This window comes from Pseudomonas fluorescens (genome assembly GCF_000967965.1).
Taxonomy (GTDB): Bacteria; Pseudomonadota; Gammaproteobacteria; order Pseudomonadales; family Pseudomonadaceae; genus Aquipseudomonas; species Aquipseudomonas grandcourensis.
Genome location: NZ_LACC01000002.1, coordinates 183,487 through 204,205 on the forward strand (window position 1 = coordinate 183,487; position 20,719 = coordinate 204,205).

At 60.8% G+C, this 20,719-nt stretch carries 13 protein-coding genes; 11 read left to right on the top strand and 2 right to left on the bottom strand.

Annotated elements, in window-relative coordinates:
• Positions 1 to 119 precede the first annotated feature (119 nt).
• Entirely contained in the window at positions 120 to 722 is a 603-nt protein-coding gene (locus VC35_RS00810) for a hypothetical protein (RefSeq protein WP_046037164.1), read from the top strand.
• Between the two features lie 91 nt (positions 723 to 813).
• Here the strand turns inward: VC35_RS00810 and VC35_RS00815 are convergent, their stop codons facing one another.
• Together VC35_RS00815 and VC35_RS28470 are read right to left on the bottom strand one after the other, a co-directional pair.
• Entirely contained in the window at positions 814 to 5,709 is a 4,896-nt protein-coding gene (locus tag VC35_RS00815; RefSeq protein WP_046037165.1) for an NAD-glutamate dehydrogenase, read from the bottom strand.
• A gap of 487 nt (positions 5,710 to 6,196) precedes the next feature.
• A complete protein-coding gene (locus VC35_RS28470; RefSeq protein ID WP_080925224.1) occupies positions 6,197 to 7,306 on the bottom strand; it encodes an RHS repeat-associated core domain-containing protein in 1,110 nt (369 codons plus the stop codon).
• Between the two features lie 167 nt (positions 7,307 to 7,473).
• On the opposite strand from VC35_RS28470, the gene VC35_RS00820 reads away from it, so the two are divergent.
• The 10 genes from VC35_RS00820 to VC35_RS00865 all read left to right on the top strand — a co-directional run bounded on the left by VC35_RS00820 (position 7,474) and on the right by VC35_RS00865 (position 20,682).
• Positions 7,474 to 7,827: a hypothetical protein gene (locus tag VC35_RS00820; protein ID WP_046037166.1), complete on the top strand. Its 354-nt coding sequence runs from the start codon at positions 7,474 to 7,476 to the stop codon at positions 7,825 to 7,827.
• A gap of 269 nt (positions 7,828 to 8,096) precedes the next feature.
• The gene (locus tag VC35_RS00825) at positions 8,097 to 9,056 is read left to right on the top strand and encodes an AAA family ATPase (protein WP_046037167.1); all 960 of its coding nucleotides are present in this window, start codon (positions 8,097 to 8,099) and stop codon (positions 9,054 to 9,056) included.
• 5 nt (positions 9,057 to 9,061) lie between these two features.
• Entirely contained in the window at positions 9,062 to 10,006 is a 945-nt protein-coding gene (locus VC35_RS00830; protein ID WP_046037168.1) for a DUF58 domain-containing protein, read from the top strand.
• Complete coding sequence (locus VC35_RS00835; protein ID WP_046037169.1) at positions 10,003 to 10,497, top strand: DUF4381 domain-containing protein; 495 nt, start codon at positions 10,003 to 10,005, stop codon at positions 10,495 to 10,497. Before VC35_RS00830 ends, VC35_RS00835 begins: the two co-directional genes overlap by 4 nt.
• A complete protein-coding gene (locus VC35_RS00840; RefSeq protein WP_046037170.1) occupies positions 10,490 to 11,572 on the top strand; it encodes a vWA domain-containing protein in 1,083 nt (360 codons plus the stop codon). Before VC35_RS00835 ends, VC35_RS00840 begins: the two co-directional genes overlap by 8 nt.
• Positions 11,569 to 13,308 (top strand): tetratricopeptide repeat protein, encoded by a 1,740-nt coding sequence (locus VC35_RS00845; protein ID WP_046037171.1) that lies wholly within the window; start codon positions 11,569 to 11,571, stop codon positions 13,306 to 13,308. Before VC35_RS00840 ends, VC35_RS00845 begins: the two co-directional genes overlap by 4 nt.
• The gene (locus VC35_RS00850; protein ID WP_046037172.1) at positions 13,305 to 14,951 is read left to right on the top strand and encodes a BatD family protein; all 1,647 of its coding nucleotides are present in this window, start codon (positions 13,305 to 13,307) and stop codon (positions 14,949 to 14,951) included. Before VC35_RS00845 ends, VC35_RS00850 begins: the two co-directional genes overlap by 4 nt.
• 255 nt (positions 14,952 to 15,206) lie before the next feature.
• The gene (locus VC35_RS00855) at positions 15,207 to 16,451 is read left to right on the top strand and encodes an exonuclease SbcCD subunit D C-terminal domain-containing protein (protein ID WP_046037173.1); all 1,245 of its coding nucleotides are present in this window, start codon (positions 15,207 to 15,209) and stop codon (positions 16,449 to 16,451) included.
• Positions 16,448 to 20,089 carry an AAA family ATPase gene (locus tag VC35_RS00860; protein WP_046037174.1) on the top strand — a complete coding sequence of 1,214 codons (3,642 nt, stop codon included), beginning with the start codon at positions 16,448 to 16,450 and terminating at the stop codon, positions 20,087 to 20,089. Before VC35_RS00855 ends, VC35_RS00860 begins: the two co-directional genes overlap by 4 nt.
• Positions 20,086 to 20,682 carry a glutathione S-transferase gene (locus tag VC35_RS00865; protein ID WP_046037175.1) on the top strand — a complete coding sequence of 199 codons (597 nt, stop codon included), beginning with the start codon at positions 20,086 to 20,088 and terminating at the stop codon, positions 20,680 to 20,682. Before VC35_RS00860 ends, VC35_RS00865 begins: the two co-directional genes overlap by 4 nt.
• Positions 20,683 to 20,719: the final 37 nt, after the last annotated feature.

The following is a 20,719-nucleotide window of genomic DNA, read 5'->3' on the forward strand; positions in this document are numbered from 1 at the left end:
GGTTCACGAAATAGCGCTGCGAAAACACACGAAACAATTAACTACAGCGCGATCGATCTGACTGGCGATATTCTGGGCGTCCACCTAGGGAATGCAACACATTAAATAAAGGACTATTTATGAATACAGGTGAAAAACGCTCATTTATCGCACGCCTTACTTGCGGTGGCAGCCCCATTACTTTTCTTCAGGAATTCAAGCCACACAAGCTTTTCAATAGAGAACCGATACTGAAACAAATCCTTACAGCTCAAAGCGACTATCGTCCACCCGTATTCGTTCTTGACCCATCCACTAACAAAATGGTTCGCGTTGCGTATTCCATCCGAACCAAAAACACCGTGGTTGTACATTTCGAGTGCTACGACGACTATTACAATATGAAAATAGTCAGCAACCCTTATTATCAACAATACATCAGCAGAAACGACGAGGGTTGTCTGCTTGCCCTTCCGCCCGCTGGAGCGAACACCGCGTCATTCAACTTGCTGGATGCTGATCACAACATCATCACCCTCGATGACTTGAGTTCTGACACTGCAACTGTTTACTTGAAGGCTCGCCATGCGGGAATAATCAGGAAACAAATAAACGGGGGCACGGACAGCTACACCCACCGCTACTCTACTTTTACTGACCGTGCAGGAGACATTGTGAAATTCCAGTTAAATATCCTCGAGAGGCATACAGTCTCACCGAGACTCTCGACACCTTATCCTTGATGTATCGACGTGTATTCAAACCAATCGCTACCTCTTGAACAAAAAAAAGCCCCGCATCTTTCAATGCGGGGCTTTTTCATTCAACGCCTGATCAGGCAGCTGGTTCCAGCTCGACGGCGACAGCGGCAGGCACTACCGATTGACCGCTCAACGCCAGGTCAAGCAGTTCGCGGTTGGCCACCGCGTACATGGCGTAGTCAGTGCCGCTGGCGGCACGGATTTCCACCAGCATGGCACGCCAGCGCTCGATCATGCTTTCGTTCTGCGCCATCCACAGGGAGAGCCGTGCTTCCACGTCCTGGGTGCCGTCGCCCTGTTGCAGGACCGAGATGGTGATCGCGCGTTGCTGCCAGTCGACGTCATCGCGGAACGCTTCACGGGCCAGGGCCTGCCAGTTGTTTTCAACCGGCAGAGCGCTGATCTGTTGCATGTACCAGGTGATGTCCAGCGCGCTGCCCACGGCGAAGTACGCCTTGGCCACGTCCGCAGGGTCCTGACCAGTCACGTCGGAGGCCTCGATGATCGGCAACAGGGTGTACAGGTGCGAGGTGCCAGCCACCATGCGCGCCAGCAGCTCCGGAACACCGGCTGCGACGTATGCCTGGTAACGGGCCTGCCAGTTTTCGCGGATCTCGCCACTGAGCAGCTCGTCGAGCTTGAGGCCCAACTCCTTCAGATGCGGACCGAAGTGCGCGACGTCACGGGCAGCGTTCTGCTCGTTGCGACGGGCACGCAGGAACCAGCGCGTAGCGCGACGCCCCAGACGCATCAGCTCATCCATCAGCTCCAGTTGCACGTCGGCGGAGACCTGGTAGTCCAGGTTCTCGATCTGACGGAACCAGTGCGGGAGATGGAAAATGTCACGCACGATCACATAAGCGCCGGCTACGTTCGCCGGGCTCATGCCGGTCGACTCTTTGAGTCGCTGAACGAAAGTGATGCCCATGTGGTTGACCAGATCGTTGGCGATCTGGGTGCTGACGATTTCGCGCTTCAGACGGTGACGACGCATGGCCGCGGAGAACTTGCTCACCAGCGTTGGCGGGAAAGCGGTTTCCATGTCGCGGGTCAGGTAGTCGTCGTCCGGCACCAGGGAGCCCAGCAGTTGCTCCTTGAGGTCGATCTTGCTGTACGAGATCAGCACCGACAGCTCGGCACGGGTCAGGCCATGGCCTGCCGCGATGCGCTCGTTGATTGCATCTTCGGCCGGCAGGAACTCGATGGCGCGATCCAGCTTGCCACGGCCTTCCAGGTCGTTCATCAGGCGCTTGTATTCGGCAATCCGCGGCAAGGCGCGACGGGCTGCCAGGGACAGGGCCTGAGTCTGCTTGTAGTTGTTGCCCAGCACCAGACCACCGACTTCGTCGGTCATGCTCGCCAGCAACTGGTTACGTTGCTTGTCAGTCATGTCGCCGGCCTGAACCACTTCGTTCAGCAGGATCTTGATGTTCACTTCGTGGTCGGAACAGTCAACGCCGCCGGCGTTGTCGATGAAGTCGGTGTTGGAACCACCGCCATTGAGACCGAACTCGACGCGACCCAGTTGGGTCATGCCCAGGTTACCGCCCTCGCCCACGACTTTGCAGCGCAGTTCGTTGCCGTTCACGCGCAGTGCATCGTTGGCCTTGTCGCCGACATCGGCGTGGCTTTCAGTGCTGGCCTTGACGTAAGTACCGATACCGCCGTTCCACAGCAGATCCACCGGTGCCTTGAGCAAGGCGTTCAGCAGTTCGGTCGGGGTCAGCTTGTCGGCCGAGATGTCGAAGCGTTCCTGCATTTGCGGGGAAATCGCAATGCTTTTCGCGCTACGGGAGAAGATGCCGCCACCTTCGGACATCAGGCTGGTGTCGTAGTCCGACCAGGCTGAACGCGGCAGGTCGAACAGGCGCTGACGCTCGGCGAAGCTCGACGCCGGCTCAGGGTTCGGGTCGATGAAGATGTGCAGGTGGTTGAACGCTGCGACCAGTTGCAGCTTGTCGGACATCAGCAAGCCGTTACCGAACACGTCACCGGCCATGTCGCCGACACCCACCACAGTGATGTTGTCTTCCTGGACATTGATGCCGCGCTCGCGGAAGTGGCGCTGTACGCCGACCCACGCGCCCTTGGCGGTGATGCCCATCTTCTTGTGGTCGTAACCGGCCGAACCACCGGACGCAAACGCGTCACCCAGCCAGAAGCCGTACTCGATGGCGATGCCGTTGGCGATGTCGGAGAAGGTTGCAGTGCCCTTGTCCGCGGCCACTACCAGGTACGGGTCATCGTGGTCATGACGCACGACGTTGGCCGGTGGCACCAGGGCGCCGTCTTTCAGGTTGTCGGTGATGTCCAACAGGCCCGAAATGAAGATGCGGTAGCAAGCGATGCCCTCGGCCGCGATCTCGTCACGACTGCCGCCCAGTGGCAGGCGGCGCGGCAGGAAACCGCCCTTCGCACCCACCGGCACGATCACCGAGTTCTTCACTTGCTGGGCTTTTACCAGGCCCAGGACTTCGGTACGGAAGTCTTCTTCACGGTCGGACCAGCGCAGGCCGCCACGAGCCACGTTGCCGAAACGCAGGTGCACACCTTCGACGCGCGGCGAGTAAACGAAGATTTCGAACTTCGGTACCGGCTTCGGCAGTTCAGGGATCAAGTGCGGGTTGAACTTGAAGCTGAAGTACGACTTGTTATGGCCGTTGGCGTCGGTCTGGTAGAAGTTGGTGCGCAGGGTGGCCTTGATCAGGTCCAGGTAGCGACGCAGGATGCGGTCTTCGTTCAGTACCTGGACGTCGTCCAGGGCGCTGAGGATCGCGTGTTCCAGGCGTTGCTGCATGTCGTCCAGATCGTCGCCGGTCAGCTTGCGCGCCAGGTAGAAGCGAGTCTTGAACAACCGGGTCAACTCGCGAGCGATGTCGGTGTGGTTGTTCAGGGTGCTGGCGATGTAGCCCAGATCGAAGCCCAGACGAATCTGCTTCATGTAGCGGGCGTAGGCACGCAGCAGTGCAACGTCGCGCCATGGCAGACCGGCGGTCAGTACCAGACGGTTGAACGCGTCGTTCTCGGCTTCGCCACGCACGATGTGGACAAAGGCGTCCTGCAGCGTGTCGTTGAGTTGCTGGATGTCGAGCTCCAGGCCTTCGGCAGCGGTGAACGCGAAATCGTGAATCCAGAACTCGCGGCCACTGTTGTGGCGCAGGCGATACGGGAACTCACCCAGCACACGCAGGCCGAGGTTTTCCAGGATCGGCAGGACGTCGGACAGCGCCAGCGGGGTGTCAGCGTGGTACAGCTTGCAATGCAGCATGCGCTGGCCGGACACCTGGCCCAGCGGCTGATAGAAGCTCATCACCAGCGGATTTTTTTCGTTGAGGCTCAGCAGGTGCTGCATGTCGACCACAGCCGAGTGGGCTGCGAAACGCTCGCGGTAACCAGCCGGGAAGCCTTTCGGGAAATCGGCCAGCACGTTGGTGCCGTGGGCTTCACCGAAGCTTTCAACGGTCAGCGCGGCGTAGTCGTCCTGCCAGCTGCGGCAGGCCTGCACCACTTCTTTTTCCAGCAGCAGCGGGTCGATGTCGAGGCGGTTTTTCGGATCGACGCGCAGGATCAGCTGCACGCGGGCCAGCACGGACTCGGAGAAGAAGGTCCAGAACTCGCAGTCCGAGGCTTTCAGGCGATCCATCAGCACTTGCTGGATCTTCTGGCGCACTTCGGTGGAATAGATGTCACGCGGCACGTAGGCCAGGCAGTAGCAGAAACGGCCGTACGGGTCTTTGCGCAGGAACACGCGAATCTTGTTGCGTTCCTGGATCTGCACGATCGACATCACGGTGCTGAACAGCTCGTCCACCGGGGTCTGGAACAGATCGTCGCGCGGCAGCACTTCGAGCACCTGTGCCAGTTCCTTGCCCAAGTGAGCCTTGGCCTGGAAGCCTGAACGGTGTTCGATTTCCTCGACCTTGCGGCGGATGTACGGGATCACCCGCACGCTCTCGCCATACACCGACGAGGTGTACAGGCCCATGAAACGGCATTCCTTGACGACCTTGCCGTCGGCGTCAACTTCACGGATCGACACGAAATCCGGGTAAGCCGGACGGTGGACACGGCTTGGGTGCGAAGCCTTGGCAAACGACAGCAGGGTCGGTTCGCGCAGGTAGTTCACGGCATAGTCTTCGATGCGCAGGTCATCGTAGGTCAGGCCGGCACGCAGCAGTTTGGTCAGGCCGAGGAAGGAGTCCTTGTCGTAGACGATATGGCCGCCATCGGCTTCATCGCTGACCACGAACTCTTCATAACCGAGGAAGGTGAAGTGGTTGCCCACCAGCCATTCCAGGAAGCTCTTGATTTCGCTCTTCTCGTCGCCATCGACGGCGAACTGGCTGTTGTCCAGCTTGGTCAGGATTTCCTGGACCTTGGCCTTCATCGGCTCGAAATCGCCGACGGCCACACGGACTTCACCGAGCACCTGCTCCAGCTCTTTGCTCAGCACATTGAGCTCGGCGGTGTTGGCGCAGCGGTCGATTTCCAGGTACATCAGCGACTCTTGCAGAATGTCGTCGCCCTGGGAGCCTTTAGGCAGGATTTCCAGCAACTCGCCCTTGCTGCCACGACGAACGCTCAGCACGGTGGTTTGCAGGGTATGGATGCTATAGCCGCGGCGGTTCAGCTCGGTACGCACCGAGTCCACCAGGAAAGGCAAGTCGTGGTGCAGCACTTCGACCGCGGTGTGGGTCGACTGCCAGCCGTGGCGTTCGTAATCGGGGTTGTAGACGCGCACTTGCGGCTGCGCGTGATCAAAGCGCTCAAGCAAGCGCCATGCAGAAAGGGTGCAGCCAGCGAGGTCGGACAACCGACGCTGGGTCAGCTCGTCAAGGGAAATGATGCCGAAGAATTGTTCAGCGAACAGCGCCACTTGTGGCAGTGCCTGTTCACTGATGTGCTGCGCCAGTGCCGCTTGCAGTTGGTGCTGGAAGTCGGCTTTGCTGGCTGCGGTGAAGAACGCCATCTGTGGTACTCCGCTTGGGCTTGTTATTGATGGAAGCGTCGCGTGCAAAACCCCTGTTCGGGGCTACCCGTCACCCCGTTCCTGATTCTCGGGCAGAGGAAACAGGGTGACAGGTGGGTGAAGCTGGACGGGACACTCGGGTCACATTCACCTTCCGTGAATGGGCATCTGCAAAAACGACTGGACTGCGTGCAGCGCAATGTCTTTACGGGTGCTCATCCGTTGCGCAGCTTAACCAGTGCGGCAAGGCCCGTGCTTGCGATGCTGCGACATATTCGGTCAACGGTACGCAGTTCAAGGCATGCGCATCGAACAACACTAGCATTCGCACAGGAAAATGACGGTTTTCCATCCGTTTTTACGGCACATCCGTACCAGAAATGACCAGCAAGATCGATACAGTTCTCGGGCTAGCGAGCTTTTTGCGTCCCTTTGCATCACTTTTGCCAGACAACCTGACGCGTACTGGTTTCCTCCATTGTTCAAATCATTCAGCTCGGACATCACGAATGAGTTTTGAAGGTTGAAAACTGACGGGGTCGTAGGAAGCACTGAGAAATTTAGATCGCAGTGATTCAGGTCTCTTTGTAATGCTGAAATAGGCTGTACGAGTAGACGTTTCACCAACTTTTAATTTCTCAATCCGAGATGTCACCCCTCCCCCTAAAAACCTCCCTTTATATGCTTTTACGGGGAGACCTGAAAAATCAGAAAACAGTTGACCGAATGGTGCACTCGACGGATTCAGCGAATGTATAAACTCACTCCCTGAATGGCAGGTTAACAAGCGAGCACTATCAAACGATTCAAATTGGAGACCTGAATTCTTTATATATTCAGAAAGGCTTTTGGGGCCTAAGAAGGTACCTTTTTCCCTGAGAACCCCTCCTGACGATGTCCCATGCCCAAAGATATTCAGCCTGGAACCGCCTTTGTATTCATCTACAAAAACAGCCAATCCCTCGGAAATCCTTGTAAGATTTTTTACCGGCTTAACATAATCACCGTATATAAATGATAGATACCGGGCTTTAATTTTAGAGGCTACAGTCGCGAGCACTGAGAAAAAGTGCCCCGTAGGATCGATCCGATTAACCGGATCTCCTGCGCAATACGCATACGCATTCAACCCGCCTTTTTCAAACGGACTTAAATAATCTGGTCCGATGAATCGCATCAGCACCGGGCTAAACGCCCGATAACCATTTCCCAATAAATAATGCCCGGTCATTGGATCAGGTCGCTGACCGTTAAAACCCAACACATTAGTCATACCCTCTTCGAAGGGGTGATGACCGTAAGCCGTGTAAGCGATGGCCCGATGAAGGTCCGCGTCGAGCACACTCAACACCGAGCGCGAAAGATCTGTGGCCAGCAACGTGCTACTGACTCTGCCCCCCCTATGCTGTTGTTGCGCAAGCAATTGACCCTCCTGCTGAACGATTGAAATATACTCCTCGCCTTGAGTCTCGGTGACCAAATGGTTTTCGCAGTAGAAACACTGACGTCCAACACTATTCAACCGGTTATGGCCGACCAGTCGATCCAGAGCATCGTATAGATAACGGATGAGAGGGATTGGCTGCTGATTAGACATGGGTACTCCGAAAAGTCGGGATCAGGGACCCTATAACTGTCAGTCGCTTTACCGAGAACAACAACTAGCAGAACTGCTAGGTTCAATACACTCCAGCAAAAAACGCCCGACACTGACAAAATCTCCCATTGCCTGCCAACACCGCGCTAAGCGCCAGGAATTCCCCCATGCAAATGACAACCGCCCTCTTGATCGTCAACCCTTGCGACGACGAAGAAGACAACATGGCCATGCTCTGCTGCCACAGCGAGCAGGGCGAAATGTTCCTGATGAGCCGCTACCCGGATGAAGACGAGCTGGAAATCACTCTCGACGGCGAACCTTCGACCCTGGATGGCGTGAAAGTGACCCTGAGCCCTTCCCTGCTGAAGATCGAAATTGCGGCGGCGGATGCCGATGCGCTGAATGGGGATGATGTGCTGGAGATCACTTTTGATCCGGACATGGTGGATCTGGCCGAAGTGGAAGAAACCTTGCAGAACATTCTGAAAGGCACTGGCACCTTTATCAGCCAGATTTGAGATGGTTGATCGGCCCTCATCGCGAGCAGGCTCACTCCTACAATTGATCGTCGTACCCCGTCAATGTAGGAGCGAGCCTGCTCGCGATGGGGCCAGCAAAGCTACCCAATCACACCCCCGCTATAAAAAACCGCCAATTGCCCCAATCATTTCCCGCACTTTGCGCAAAATGCCGTTAGTCGGCGCCCCCCGCGATGGATTAAAGTAACGCCCCCAGCCTTGGCGTATTTCGAACGTCCTCGGCCACCCTTTTGCAGGAACAGTCATCGATGGAACATCGTGAAGCGCTGCTGGCGCTGCGAACCTTTCTTTCAACGCAGATTCTCGGCCAGGAAAAACTCATCGAGCGGTTGCTCATCGCCCTGCTCGCCGACGGCCACATGCTGGTCGAGGGGGCTCCTGGCCTGGCCAAGACCAAGGCCATCAAAGAACTTGCCGAAGGCATCGAGGCCCAGTTCCACCGCATCCAGTTCACCCCCGACCTGTTGCCGGCCGACATTACCGGTACGGAAATCTACCGCCCGGAAACCGGCAGTTTCGTGTTCCAGCAAGGTCCGATCTTCCACAACCTGGTACTGGCGGACGAAATCAACCGCGCCCCGGCCAAGGTCCAGTCGGCCTTGCTCGAAGCCATGGGCGAGCGACAAGTCAGTGTCGGGCGCAGCACCTATGAGCTGTCGCCGCTGTTCCTGGTGATGGCCACGCAAAACCCCATCGAGCAGGAAGGTACCTATCCGCTGCCGGAAGCCCAACTCGACCGGTTCCTGATGCACGTGAAAATCGGCTTTCCCGATGCCACCGTTGAGCGCCGGATTCTGCAGCAAGCCCGTGGAGAAGCCCTGAACGGTGAAACGAAGCCTGAGCGTCGGGTGACTCAACAGACGATATTTGTCGCACGCAAGGAAATCCTCGGTCTGTACATGGCCGACGCCGTGGAGGAATACCTGGTGCAACTGGTCATGGCCACCCGCACCCCGGCCAAGTTCGATCCGGAGATGGCCGAGTGGATCGCCTACGGCGCCAGCCCGCGTGGCTCGATTGCCTTGGACCGCTGCGCCCGCGCCCACGCCTGGCTGGCCGGGCGTGATTTCGTCAGCCCGGAAGATATCCAGGCCGTGCTGTTCGACGTGCTGCGCCATCGCATCATTCTTTCCTTTGAAGCCGAAGCCGCTGGCATCGATCAGGACCGTGTGGTCCAGCGGATTCTCGACGTCGTAGCCGTCGCTTGACCCTGATGAACGCCAGCCTGCCGCCCGAACCGGGCATCCGTGTCAGCCTCGCCGACCTGATCGAGATGCGCCATCGCGTGCGCGAAGTACAGCTGTTTTCCACGCCGAGCCAACGCAGCCCGCTGATCGGCCTGCACCATTCCAAATTGCGCGGGCGTGGCGTCGACTTCGATCAGGTGCGGGTCTATCAGGCCGGCGACGATGTGCGCACCATTGACTGGCGTGTCACCGCGCGCACCCAGGAGCCTCACACCAAGCTGTTCCACGAAGAACGTGAGCGGCCGATTTTCATCATGGTCGAACAAAGCCGCCGGCTGTTTTTCGGCTCGGGCCTGATGTTCAAGTCGGTGCTCGCCGCCCAGGCCGCGAGCCTGATCGGTTGGGCAGCCCTGGGGCACAACGACCGGGTCGGCGGCCTGGTGTATGGCGACAATGTGCACTACGAAATCAAGCCTCGGCGCAGCAAGCAAAGCCTGCTGCAGTTACTCAACCGGCTGGTGCGGGTCAACCAGTCGCTGACCACCGAAGGCGAGCCGGACCGCGACGCCTTTGGCATTGCCTTGCGCCGAGCGCGGGAAGTGTCACGTCCGGGCAGCCTTGTCATTGTGATTTGCGATGAACGCGCGCTATCGGAAAGCGCCGAGCAACAGTTGAGCCTGTTGTCGCGCCATTGCGACCTGTTGCTGCTGCCGGTGTCCGATCCGCTGGATCATGCCCTGCCCGCTGCTGGCCTTTTACGTTTCGCCGAGCGTGGAGCGAAATTGGAACTCGATACGCTGAATTTCGACCTGCGCCAGGCTTACCGGGCCCAGGCCGAGGCACGCATCGCGCGCTGGGAGTTGCTCGCGCAGAAACTGCGGGTGCTGATGATGCCGTTGAGCACCCAGAGCGAGATGGTAGAGCAATTGCGCGAATACCTGAACCCACAGAAACCGGGGAAAGGTCGATGAGCGGCATTGATCAACTGCAACCACTGATATCTCCGCCACCGGTGGAATTCTGGCCTCCGGCACCGGGCTGGTGGTTGCTGGTTCTGTTGGTGCCACTGATCGGTTTGGGCCTGTGGAAGCTGCGGCGCTTCATTCCACGCAAACGCCCCGTGGTACGTGCGGAACAGCCGCTTGACCCGGTGCGACTGGCCGCACTGGCCGAATTGGCAATGATGCCCAAACCCTACGACGGCGCGCCGGCCGGTGCCTGGCTGCAGCAACTCAACGGCTTGCTCAAGCGCCTGTGCCGCAACCATTACCCCTACAGCCAGAGCCATACCCTCAACGGTCGCAAGTGGCTGGCGTTCCTCGACAACCGCTGTCCGGCCGCCGGGCTGACCCGCTGGATGGTGCTGGTCGAAGGCGCCTACAAACCCGAATGCAAACTCGACGACAAGGCCATCGCCGGCCTGACCCAGGCCGTCGACACATGGATTCGCAAGCATGTTTGAGTTCGCCTGGCCGTGGATTTTTGCCCTTCTGCCGCTGCCGTGGCTGATGCGCATCGTATTGCCGGTGGCCGACAGTGGTGAACCGGCACTCAAGGTCAGTTTCCTCAGCGATCTGGAAGGCCTCGCCGGGCGTCGCGCCCGGGCCAACCTGCCGGCATGGCGCCAGCAGGCACCCTTCATACTGCTATGGCTGTTGCTGCTGGTCGCGGCGGCGCGCCCGCAGTGGCTCGGCGAACCCTTGCCGATTGCCGCCAGTGGCCGCGACTTGCTGGTGGCGGTGGACGTTTCCGGCTCCATGGACTTCCCTGACATGCAGTGGCAGGACGAAGATGTCAGCCGGCTGGCGTTGGTCCAGCACCTGCTCGGCGATTTCCTCGAAAGCCGCGAAGGTGACCGGGTCGGCCTGATCCTGTTCGGTAGCCAGGCCTACCTGCAAGCCCCGCTGACCTTCGACCGCCACACCGTGCGCGTCTGGCTCGACGAAGCGCGCATCGGTATTGCCGGCAAAAACACCGCCATCGGCGATGCCATCGGCCTGGCCCTCAAGCGCCTGCGCTTGCGTCCGGCAACAAGCCGCGTGCTGATTCTGGTCACCGACGGCGCCAACAATGGCGGTGAGATCGACCCGCTCACCGCTGCACGGCTGGCGGCCAAGGAAGGCGTGAAAATCTACCCGATCGGCATCGGCGCCGATCCGGAGCAAAGTGGCACGGTCGGCTTTCTCGGCCTCAATCCGAGCCTGGACCTCGACGAACCGGCCCTCAAAGCCATCGCCGAAGCCACCGGCGGCCAATATTTCCGCGCCCACGATGGCAAGGAACTGCAATCGATCAAGGACACCCTTGACCAACTGGAGCCCGTGGCCCAGCAACCGACGCAGGCCCGCCCGGTCCAAGCGCTGTACCACTGGCCACTGGCCCTGGCGCTGTGGTTGAGCATGCTGCTGCTGGCCCCCGTACTCTGGCCGGACAACCCGTTGCAGCGTCTGTTTACCAAGGATCTGTTTTTGCAAACGCAATTGCTGCCCGACTGGCGCCAGCGCCTCAAACGCCTGCGTCTGCGGAGACGCCGATGAGCGCGCTGTGGCCTTACTGGTTCCGCCCCTGGTGGCTGTTGTTGCTGCCGGTGCTTGGCTGGCTGCTCTGGCAACTCTGGCACCGCAAGAAGCGCGCCGGGCGCTGGCAGATGATCCTGCCTCCAGCCTTTCATACGGCACTGCTCAGCGGTGGCAGTGGTCGCGACAGTAAATTGCCCTGGATCGCCCTCGGCCTCGCTTGGCTGTTGACCGTGCTCGCCCTGCTGGGACCGAGCTGGCAGCGTGTCGAGCAGACCAGTCAAAAGCCCGCCGACCCGCTGGTGGTGATACTTGAGCTGACCCCGGAAATGCTCGCCACCGACGTCACGCCCAACCGACTGGAACAGGCACGACGCAAGCTGCTTGATCTGCTGCAGATTCGCAGCGACGCGCAAACCGCCATCGTCGTCTACGCCGGCAGTGCCCACACGCTGGTACCGCTATCAGATGATCTTTCCACCAGCCGCAATCTGTTGGATGCACTGAAACCGTCGTTGATGCCAGAGGCCGGTCACCGCGCCGATCTGGCGGTGCTCAAGGCCCTGGTGTTGCTCGAACAGGCTGCTTTGGGCGACGGCCGGATCCTGCTGATTGGTTCGTCCCTGACCGACCAGGAGCGGCTTGGCATTCGTCGCGCGCTGAGCGGCAAATCGACTCAATTCCTGATGCTCGGCATCGGCACCGCCGAAGGCTCGCCCATCACCCAGGAAGATGGCAGCTTCCTCAAGGATGAACAAGGCGCCATTCTCGTGCCGCGCCTCGACGAGCCTGGTTTGAAAAGTTTTGCCAACGACCTGGATGGCCACTATCGCCAGGCGCGCCTGGACGATAGCGACCTGCACGCCCTTGGCCTGCTCGACGGTCCACGCAACTTGCGCAACGACGGTCAGACCTTGCGCCTGGACACCTGGGCCGATCAGGGTTACTGGCTGCTGCTGCCACTGTTACTGCTCGCGGCCTGCGCGGGACGTCGCGGTTGGCTGCTATGCCTGCCGCTGCTATTGGCGCTGCCTCAACCGAGCTACGCCTTCGACCTCGCAGACCTATGGCTGCGCCCTGATCAACAAGGCGTGCATTTACTCAAGCAGAAGCGCCCTGCGGAGGCCTCCCGACGCTTCGAAAACCACCAGTGGCAAGGCGTGGCGCTCTATGAGGCCGGCGACTACGCAGGCGCCGCCGAGCGGTTTGCCGAAGGCGACGACGCCCACGCCCACTACAATCGAGGCAATGCCCTGGCAAAAAGCGGTGAGCTGGAGGCAGCCCTGGACGCTTACGAACAGGCTCTGGAACGTCAACCGGATTTGCGTCCGGCACTGACCAACAAAGCGCTGGTCGAACGTCTGCTCAAGGAGAAAAATACGCCACCCGCTCCCGAGCCAGACGAAGCCGACAACGCCCGGCCCGAAACCGAATCCCAGGAGCCACCGCCCGGTGCCGCCGCCCAGCCCTCGAGCAGCGGCGAACCGAAAACCGAAGGGCAACCGCCTCGCCCGGGTGAGGAACAATCGCCCACCACACGGCCGAAACCGGGGACCAACGAGGTACCAGGCAGCGAACTGGGTGACGAACAACACACCACACCGCCCTTGCGCCCGGCCACCGACAGCATCGAAGGTGAACAGCGCCAGGCACTGGAGCAGTGGCTGCGGCAGATCCCGGATGACCCCGGTGAACTGCTCAGGCGCAAATTCTGGTACGAACAGCAACAACATCAGGATCAGGAAGAAACTCGATGACCCGCTTCACCGTATTATTGCTCGCGCTGCTGCATGGCCTGTTGTTCTGCACGGTTCAGGCACAGGCAGCAGAACTGGTCGCCAGTGTTGATCGCAGTCGCCTGAGCTCGGGCGAGACGGTCGAGCTCACCCTGGAATCCAGCGATGTCACTCAGTTCGGCAAACCTGACCTGACAGCGCTGGAGCCCTTGTTCGAAGTGCGCGGCACACGCCAGGTCAACCAGTTGAACACCCTGAGCGGTGAAAACCAGGCCACCACCCGCTGGATCGTCACCCTTCTGCCCCGGCAAAACGGCAGCGTGGTGATTCCGTCACTGCAACTGGGCGAACTGCAGAGCCAGCCGATCACCCTGCAAGTGGTCGAGAGCGAAACACCGGACAACCCGAACAAGCGGGCTGCAGTGTTCATTGATGCCAGCCTCGATCAAACCAGCGTGTACGTACAGGCTCAGGCGGTCCTGACCCTGCGCATCTACCATTCGGTGTCGCTGTACGACGACAGCAGCCTGCCACCCTTGCAGATACCTGACGCACGCATCGAACAATTGGGCGACTCACGCACCTACGAAAAGGACATCGACGGCCTGCGCCATGGCGTGATCGAAATGCGCTACGCGATCTACCCGCAACACAGCGGCGAACTGATCATTCCGGCGCAGGTCTTCAACGCCGCGCTGGTCGACCCGCAACCCGTACAGGACGCCGCCCAGGGGCCGAAAGCCGGCAAGCTGATGCGCGTCACCTCGGCCGAACTGCTGTTGACGGTCAAGGCCAAGCCCATCACTTATCCAGCCGATGCCCCCTGGCTGCCTGCACGCAGCCTGACCCTGAGCGAAAGCTGGAACCCGGAGCCGGATCACTCCCAGGTCGGCGATTCACTGACCCGCAGCCTGACGGTGAACGCCGAAGGCTTGTCCAGCACTCAACTGCCACCGCTGCCCGGCACCGATGTCGGCGGCCTGCGTCGCTACCCGGATCAACCGGTACTCGGTAACCAGAACAGCGAACGCGGCCTGGTCGGCAGCCGTGAAGACCGCGAAGCCCTGGTGCCGACACGGACCGGCGCCATCGAATTGCCTACTGTCGACGTGATCTGGTGGAACACCTTCGAGGACCATCTGGAACACAGCAGCCTGCCCGCTCGCACGCTGCACGTGGCGGCCAATCCGAGCCTGGTGGTCGACACCCCGTCCGGCGCACCGATCGATGCCAATGCCGATAGCGAAGCACTCTGGCGCTGGAAGATCAGCACCCTGATCCTCGCCTGCACCACCCTGCTCGGCTTCGGCCTCTGGTGGCGTGGCCGCTGGCAACCGGCGGTGGCGCGTGTCGCTCAAACCGGCCCCAGCCCGCGCACCGTGCTCGACGACCTCAAGCGCGCCTGCCAGGCCAACGACTCCCACGCCACCCGCCAGGCCCTCGACGCCTGGGCCCGCCAGCAGCCGGAGACCCTGGCCGACATGGCCGCCCGCTTCGTGCCACTGTCCAACGCTCTCGACGGCCTGAACGGCGCGCTGTACAGCGAAACCGGCCAGCACTGGCAAGGTGACGAGTTGTGGCGCGCGATCAAGGCGATCCCGATGGCCGAACGGGTCCAGGACCCGGTTGGTGACAGTGGGCTGCCGCCGCTTTATCCCAAATAAACACCGATCTTTGTGGCGAGGGGGCTTGCCCCCGTTGGGCCGCGAAGCGGTCCCCTAATTCCTTCAGACATACCGAGCTGTCAGGATTTACGGCCGCTTCGCAACCGAACGGGGGCAAGCCCCCTCGCCACAGGCAAGCTCCCTCGCCACAAAACATTCCATCGCGCGATCGGCCATTTAAACCAGTAAACTCTCTCCCCTTTCGCCGCCTTCATTTTTCCCGCGGCCATTACCTATTTCGTAGCGGAGTCCGCCTTGCGCTTGTTTCACACCTCCGACTGGCACCTCGGGCAGAACCTGCACGGCCAGGATCGCGATTTCGAACACGGCTGTTTTCTCGACTGGCTGTTGCGCCAGTTGAAACTGGATCAACCGGATGTGCTGTTGATCGCCGGCGATATCTTCGACACGGTCAATCCGCCGGTCAAAGCCCAGGAACGCCTCTACGACTTCATCGTCAGCGCCCACGAACAGCAGCCGTTGCTGACCATCGTGATGATCGCCGGCAACCACGATTCCGGCTCGCGGATCGAACTGCCCGCGCCCTTGATGCGCCGTTTGCGCACCCATGCCCTCGGTCGTGTGTTGTGGCTGGATGACGGGCAACTGGATGCCGAGCGCCTGTTGCTGCCCTTGCCGGATGCCAGTGGTGAAATCGCCGGCTGGTGCCTGGCGCTGCCATTCCTGCGCCCGGCGGAAGTCACCGGCGCGCACTTGGGTGACAACTACTTGCGCGGGATTGGTCAGGTGCACGAGTGGCTGATCGAAGCGGCCAACGCCAAGCGCCAGCCGGGCCAGGCGCTGATCGCCATCAGCCACGCACACATGGCCGGCGGTTCGGTGTCGGAAGACTCCGAGCGCAGCCTGATCATCGGCAACGCCGAAGCCCTGCCCGCCAGCCTGTTCGGGCCGAGCATCAGCTACGTCGCCCTCGGCCACTTGCACAAACCGCAGAAGGTCAACGGCGAGGAACGCATACGCTACAGCGGCTCGCCGATTCCGCTGTCGTTCTCCGAGATCAGCTATCAGCACCAGATTCTCGACATCAAGCTCGACGGCGAGACCCTGGTCAGCGTCGAGCCGAAACTGATCCCCCGCGCGGTCAACCTGCAACGCATCGGCCCGGCGCCATTGAGCGAGATCCTGCTGCAACTGGCGGACCTGCCGAACATCGACCTGTTGGCCGACATCCAGCGCCAGCCATGGCTGGAGGTACGGGTGCGCCTCGACGAACCGCAGCCCGACCTGCGCAATCAAGTGGAAACCGCCCTGCAAGGCAAGGCCGTGCGCCTGGTGCGCATCGCCGCCGAGTATGCCGGCAACGGCGGCCGTGACGGAGCCGACGAAGGCAGCACGCTGATCGAACTGGACCAGCTCACGCCTCAGGAACTGTTCAGCCGCGCCTGGCAGGACAACTACGGCAGCGAGGTCGACGAGCAGACCCTCAAGGACTTTGCCGAGCTGTTGCAGGATGTGCAGATGGAGAGCGAACAGCCATGAAAATCCTCGCGATCCGCCTGAAAAACCTCGCCTCGCTGGCCGGGCCGTTTGAAATCGACTTCACCGCGGAACCCCTGGCCAGTGCCGGACTGTTCGCCATCACCGGGCCCACCGGCGCCGGCAAAAGCACCTTGCTCGATGCCCTGTGCCTGGCGCTGTTTGGCGCCGTACCGCGCCTGAACAACACCGGCCGCGACGCCAAGGTGCCCGACGCCGACGGCGAAATCGCTACCGGCGACCCGCGTACCCTGCTGCGTCGCGGCACGGGTGAAGGCTATGCGGAAGTGGATTTCGTCGGTGTCGACGGTCGCCGTTACCGCGCCCGCTGGGAAGCCAATCGCGCCCGGGACAAGGCCGCCGGCAAGCTGCAGGCCAGTCGCCAGAGCTTGCGTGACATCGATCAGGATCAATTGCTCGCCAGCCAGAAAGGCGAATACAAGACTCAGCTCGAAGCCGCGCTGGGGCTGAATTTCGAACAGTTCACCCGCGCGGTGATGTTGGCGCAAAGCGAGTTCAGCGCATTCCTCAAGGCCGATGACAACGACCGCAGCGAACTGCTGGAAAAACTCACCGACACGGCGCTCTACACCCGCCTCGGTCGTCGCGCCTTCGACAAGACCAAAGAGGCTCGCGAGGCGCACAAGCTGCTGCAGGATCAGGCCAGCGGTGTGACGCCGCTGTCACCCGAAGCCCGCGCGGAACTGGATGAGCGCTTCAACCAGGCGCAGCAGCAACTCAAGACCCAACAAGCGCAGCTCAAACAGCTTGAACTGCAGGACACCTGGCTCAAGGACCTGCGTCGCTTGCAGGACGAACATCTGGCCGCCAGCGAACAACTGCAATCGGCACAGACCCACTGGGAGGCCTTGGCCAGTGAGCGCTTGAGGCTCACCCGCCTCGAACAGCTGGCCCCACAACGGCACCAGTTCGCTCGTAAGGCCGAGGTCGATGCGCTGCTGACACCCCTGGCGGCGCAAATTGCCTTGCACACGCAGCAGCATGGCGAACTCGGTGAGCGTCAGACGCAGCTTGAGCAACAGCTCGGCAGCGCCCGGATCGCCTTGAGCGAAACCCAACAACGGCAAGCCGACAGCACGCCGTTGCTGCGTCAGGCCTTCGAAGCACAAAGCACCCTCGCCCGCCTGGCCAAGGACACCGCCCTCAGCGCCGAAGCCAGGCAACAGGCGCAACAGGCCTGCACCCAGGGCCAGGGCACGATTCAGACCTTGCTCGATCAGCAAGCCCGTGGCGCCGGGGACTTACAGCGCATCGCCAGCGGGCTGGAGCAAAGCACGCATCTGGCACCGTTAAGCGATGCCTGGAATGCCTACCGTGATCGCCTGCAACAGTTGATGTTGATCGGCAACCGGTTGAATCAGGGCCAGGCCGAACTGGCCAGCCTCGAACAAAACGCCGCGAACACTGAACAAGCGCTCACCGCGCAGAAGCAACAACTTGAAGTGCTGTTCAAGGAGGCCGGCGCCGAACCGGATGCCGTCGCCGAGCAGATCGGCATCCTGGGCAGCCTGTTGCAGGACAACCGCAAGCAACTGCGCGCCGTCGAAGACCTTGCACGCCTGTGGGCCAGCCAGCAGGACCTGGACAAGCGCAGCGCCGAGCTGCAACAACGCCAGCTCACCGCGCAGCAGGAACGTGAACGTTTGACCCAGGACGGGGTCAAGGCCAAGGCTGATCTGAGCGTTGCCGAACAGACCCTCAACGTCACGCGCGAACTGCTGGAGCGTCAGCGTCTGGCGCGCAGTGCCAGTGTCGAAGAGCTGCGTGCGCAGTTGCAGGACGATCAGCCTTGCCCGGTCTGCGGCAGTAACGAGCATCCCTATCATCAGCCGGAAGCCCTGCTGCAGAGCCTCGGTCGCTTTGATGAAAGCGAACAGGCCAACGCGCAGAAGGCCGTCGACCTGCTCAAGGAAAAACTCACTGATCTGCGTGCCGAGGTCGGCGGGCTGATCGCCCAGCAAAAGGAACTGCTGCAACAGCAAGAGCAACTGGCAACCCAGCAAAAGGCCCTCGCCCCAAGTCTGGAAGCGCATCCGCTGGCGACCCAACTGCTGAACCAGGATGCCGCCAAACGCGATGCCTGGCTCATCCAACAAAACAGCCAGCTTAACCAGAGCATCAGCCAGGACGAGCAACGGCAGAGCGCGCTGCTCACCCTGCAACAGGATGCCGCGCGCCTGACCCAGCAACTGCGCCATGCTGAAACCGCGCACCAGCAAGCGGCCCAGCACCTGAGCAATCAACAGCGCGAACTGGGCAACGACCGCCAGCGCCTGGACGAAGAACTCAGCGCATTCGCCAACCTGCTGCCGGCCGAAACCCTGCAAGCACTGCGCGTCGAACCGGCCGCGACCTTCATGCAGCTCGACCGGCAGATCGCCGAACGCCTGGCGCAACTCGAGCAACAAAAGGAAGAACTGGCCGAGCAGCAACAGCGCCAGCAAAACCTGGAGAAAGAACAGGATCGCCAGCACAGCCGCGTGCAGCAATTGCACGCCGCCAAACAGCAGTTCACTGGACTGGCCGAGCAGCAACAGGCGAGCCAGCACACGCTCGGGCAATTACTCGGCGAACACAGCAGCGCCGAGCATTGGCAGCAGCAACTGGAACAGGCCGTGGAACAGGCGCGCAGCGCCGAAACCAGCACCGCGCAGTCGCTGCAAAGCGTCCTCACGCAGTCTGTGCAACTCGCCGCCGAGCTCAAGGCACAGCAGGAACGCCTGCACGCACTGGAAGGCGAAGAACGTGAGCTCGCCGGCAAGATCGGCGACTGGCGTGCCCGTCATCCCGAACTGGACGACGGTGGCCTCGAAGTCCTGCTGCGCGTCGACGACACTCAGGTCAGCGAACTGCGCCAGCGCTTGCAGCACAGCGAAAAAGCCATCGAACAGGCCAGCGTCCTGGTGCAGGAGCGCAACAAACACCTGCTCAATCATCAGGCTCAACAAAACGGCAACCTCGATGCCGAGCAGTTAGCCAGTGCGCTGATCGACCTGCAAAACCTCGCCGCCACCAGCGAGCAACACTGCGCCGAACTGCGCGCCGAACAGGCCGAGGACCAGCGCCGACAAAACGCCAATCAGGCCCTGGCGCAGCAGATTGCCGATGCCTATAGCGAGTACCAACGCTGGGCACGCCTGAATGCGTTGATCGGCTCCGCTACCGGCGACACCTTCCGCAAGATCGCCCAGGCCTACAACCTCGACCTGCTGGTGCATCACGCCAACGTGCAACTGCGCCAACTGGTGCGCCGCTATCGCCTCAAGCGCGGCGGCAGCATGCTCGGCTTGCTGGTGATGGACACCGAAATGGGCGACGAACTGCGTTCGGTGCATTCGCTGTCCGGTGGCGAGACCTTCCTGGTCTCGCTGGCGCTGGCCCTCGGCCTGGCGTCGATGGCATCGAGCACATTGAAAATCGAGTCGTTGTTCATCGACGAAGGCTTCGGCAGCCTCGATCCGGAATCCCTGCAACTGGCCATGGACGCACTCGACGGATTGCAGGCCCAGGGCCGCAAGGTCGCGGTGATTTCCCACGTACAGGAAATGCATGAACGGATTCCGGTGCAGATTCAGGTCCAGCGCCAGGGCAACGGCCTGAGCACCCTGGAGGTGAAATGAACACCCTGTATTCCTTCCGCCGCTGCCCGTACGCCATGCGCGCACGCATGGCCCTGCGCTACTCGGGCGTGGCCGTGGACATTGTCGAAGTCAGCCTGAAGGCCAAGCCCGCCGAAATGCTCGCGCTATCGGGCAAAGGCACGGTGCCGGTGCTGAGCGCCGATGGCCGGGTGATCGACGAAAGCCTGGACATCATGCGCTGGGCCCTGGCACAGAACGATCCGCAGGACTGGTTGCTCAAGGACGATCCTGTGGCAGCGGCGCAAATCGCCCCGTTGATCGAACACAACGATCTGGTGTTCAAGGTGCACTTGAATCGCTACAAGTACGCCGAGCGTTATCCCGAGCAACCGATGGAGGTTTATCGCGGTGAAGGCGAGGTGTTTTTGCAAAGGCTGGAGGCGTTGCTGGAGGGACGCGACTACTTGCTCGCCAGCCATCCAAGCCTGGCCGATGTGGCGCTGATGCCCTTCGTGCGCCAGTTCGCCCATGTAAACCGCGAATGGTTTGCGCAGACGCCGTATCGGCGGTTGCAGGGCTGGTTGCAGCGTTTTTTGGAGTCGGACTTGTTTACGGGCGTGATGCGCAAGTAAGAACACCGTCACTGTGGCGAGGGAGCTTGCTCCCGCT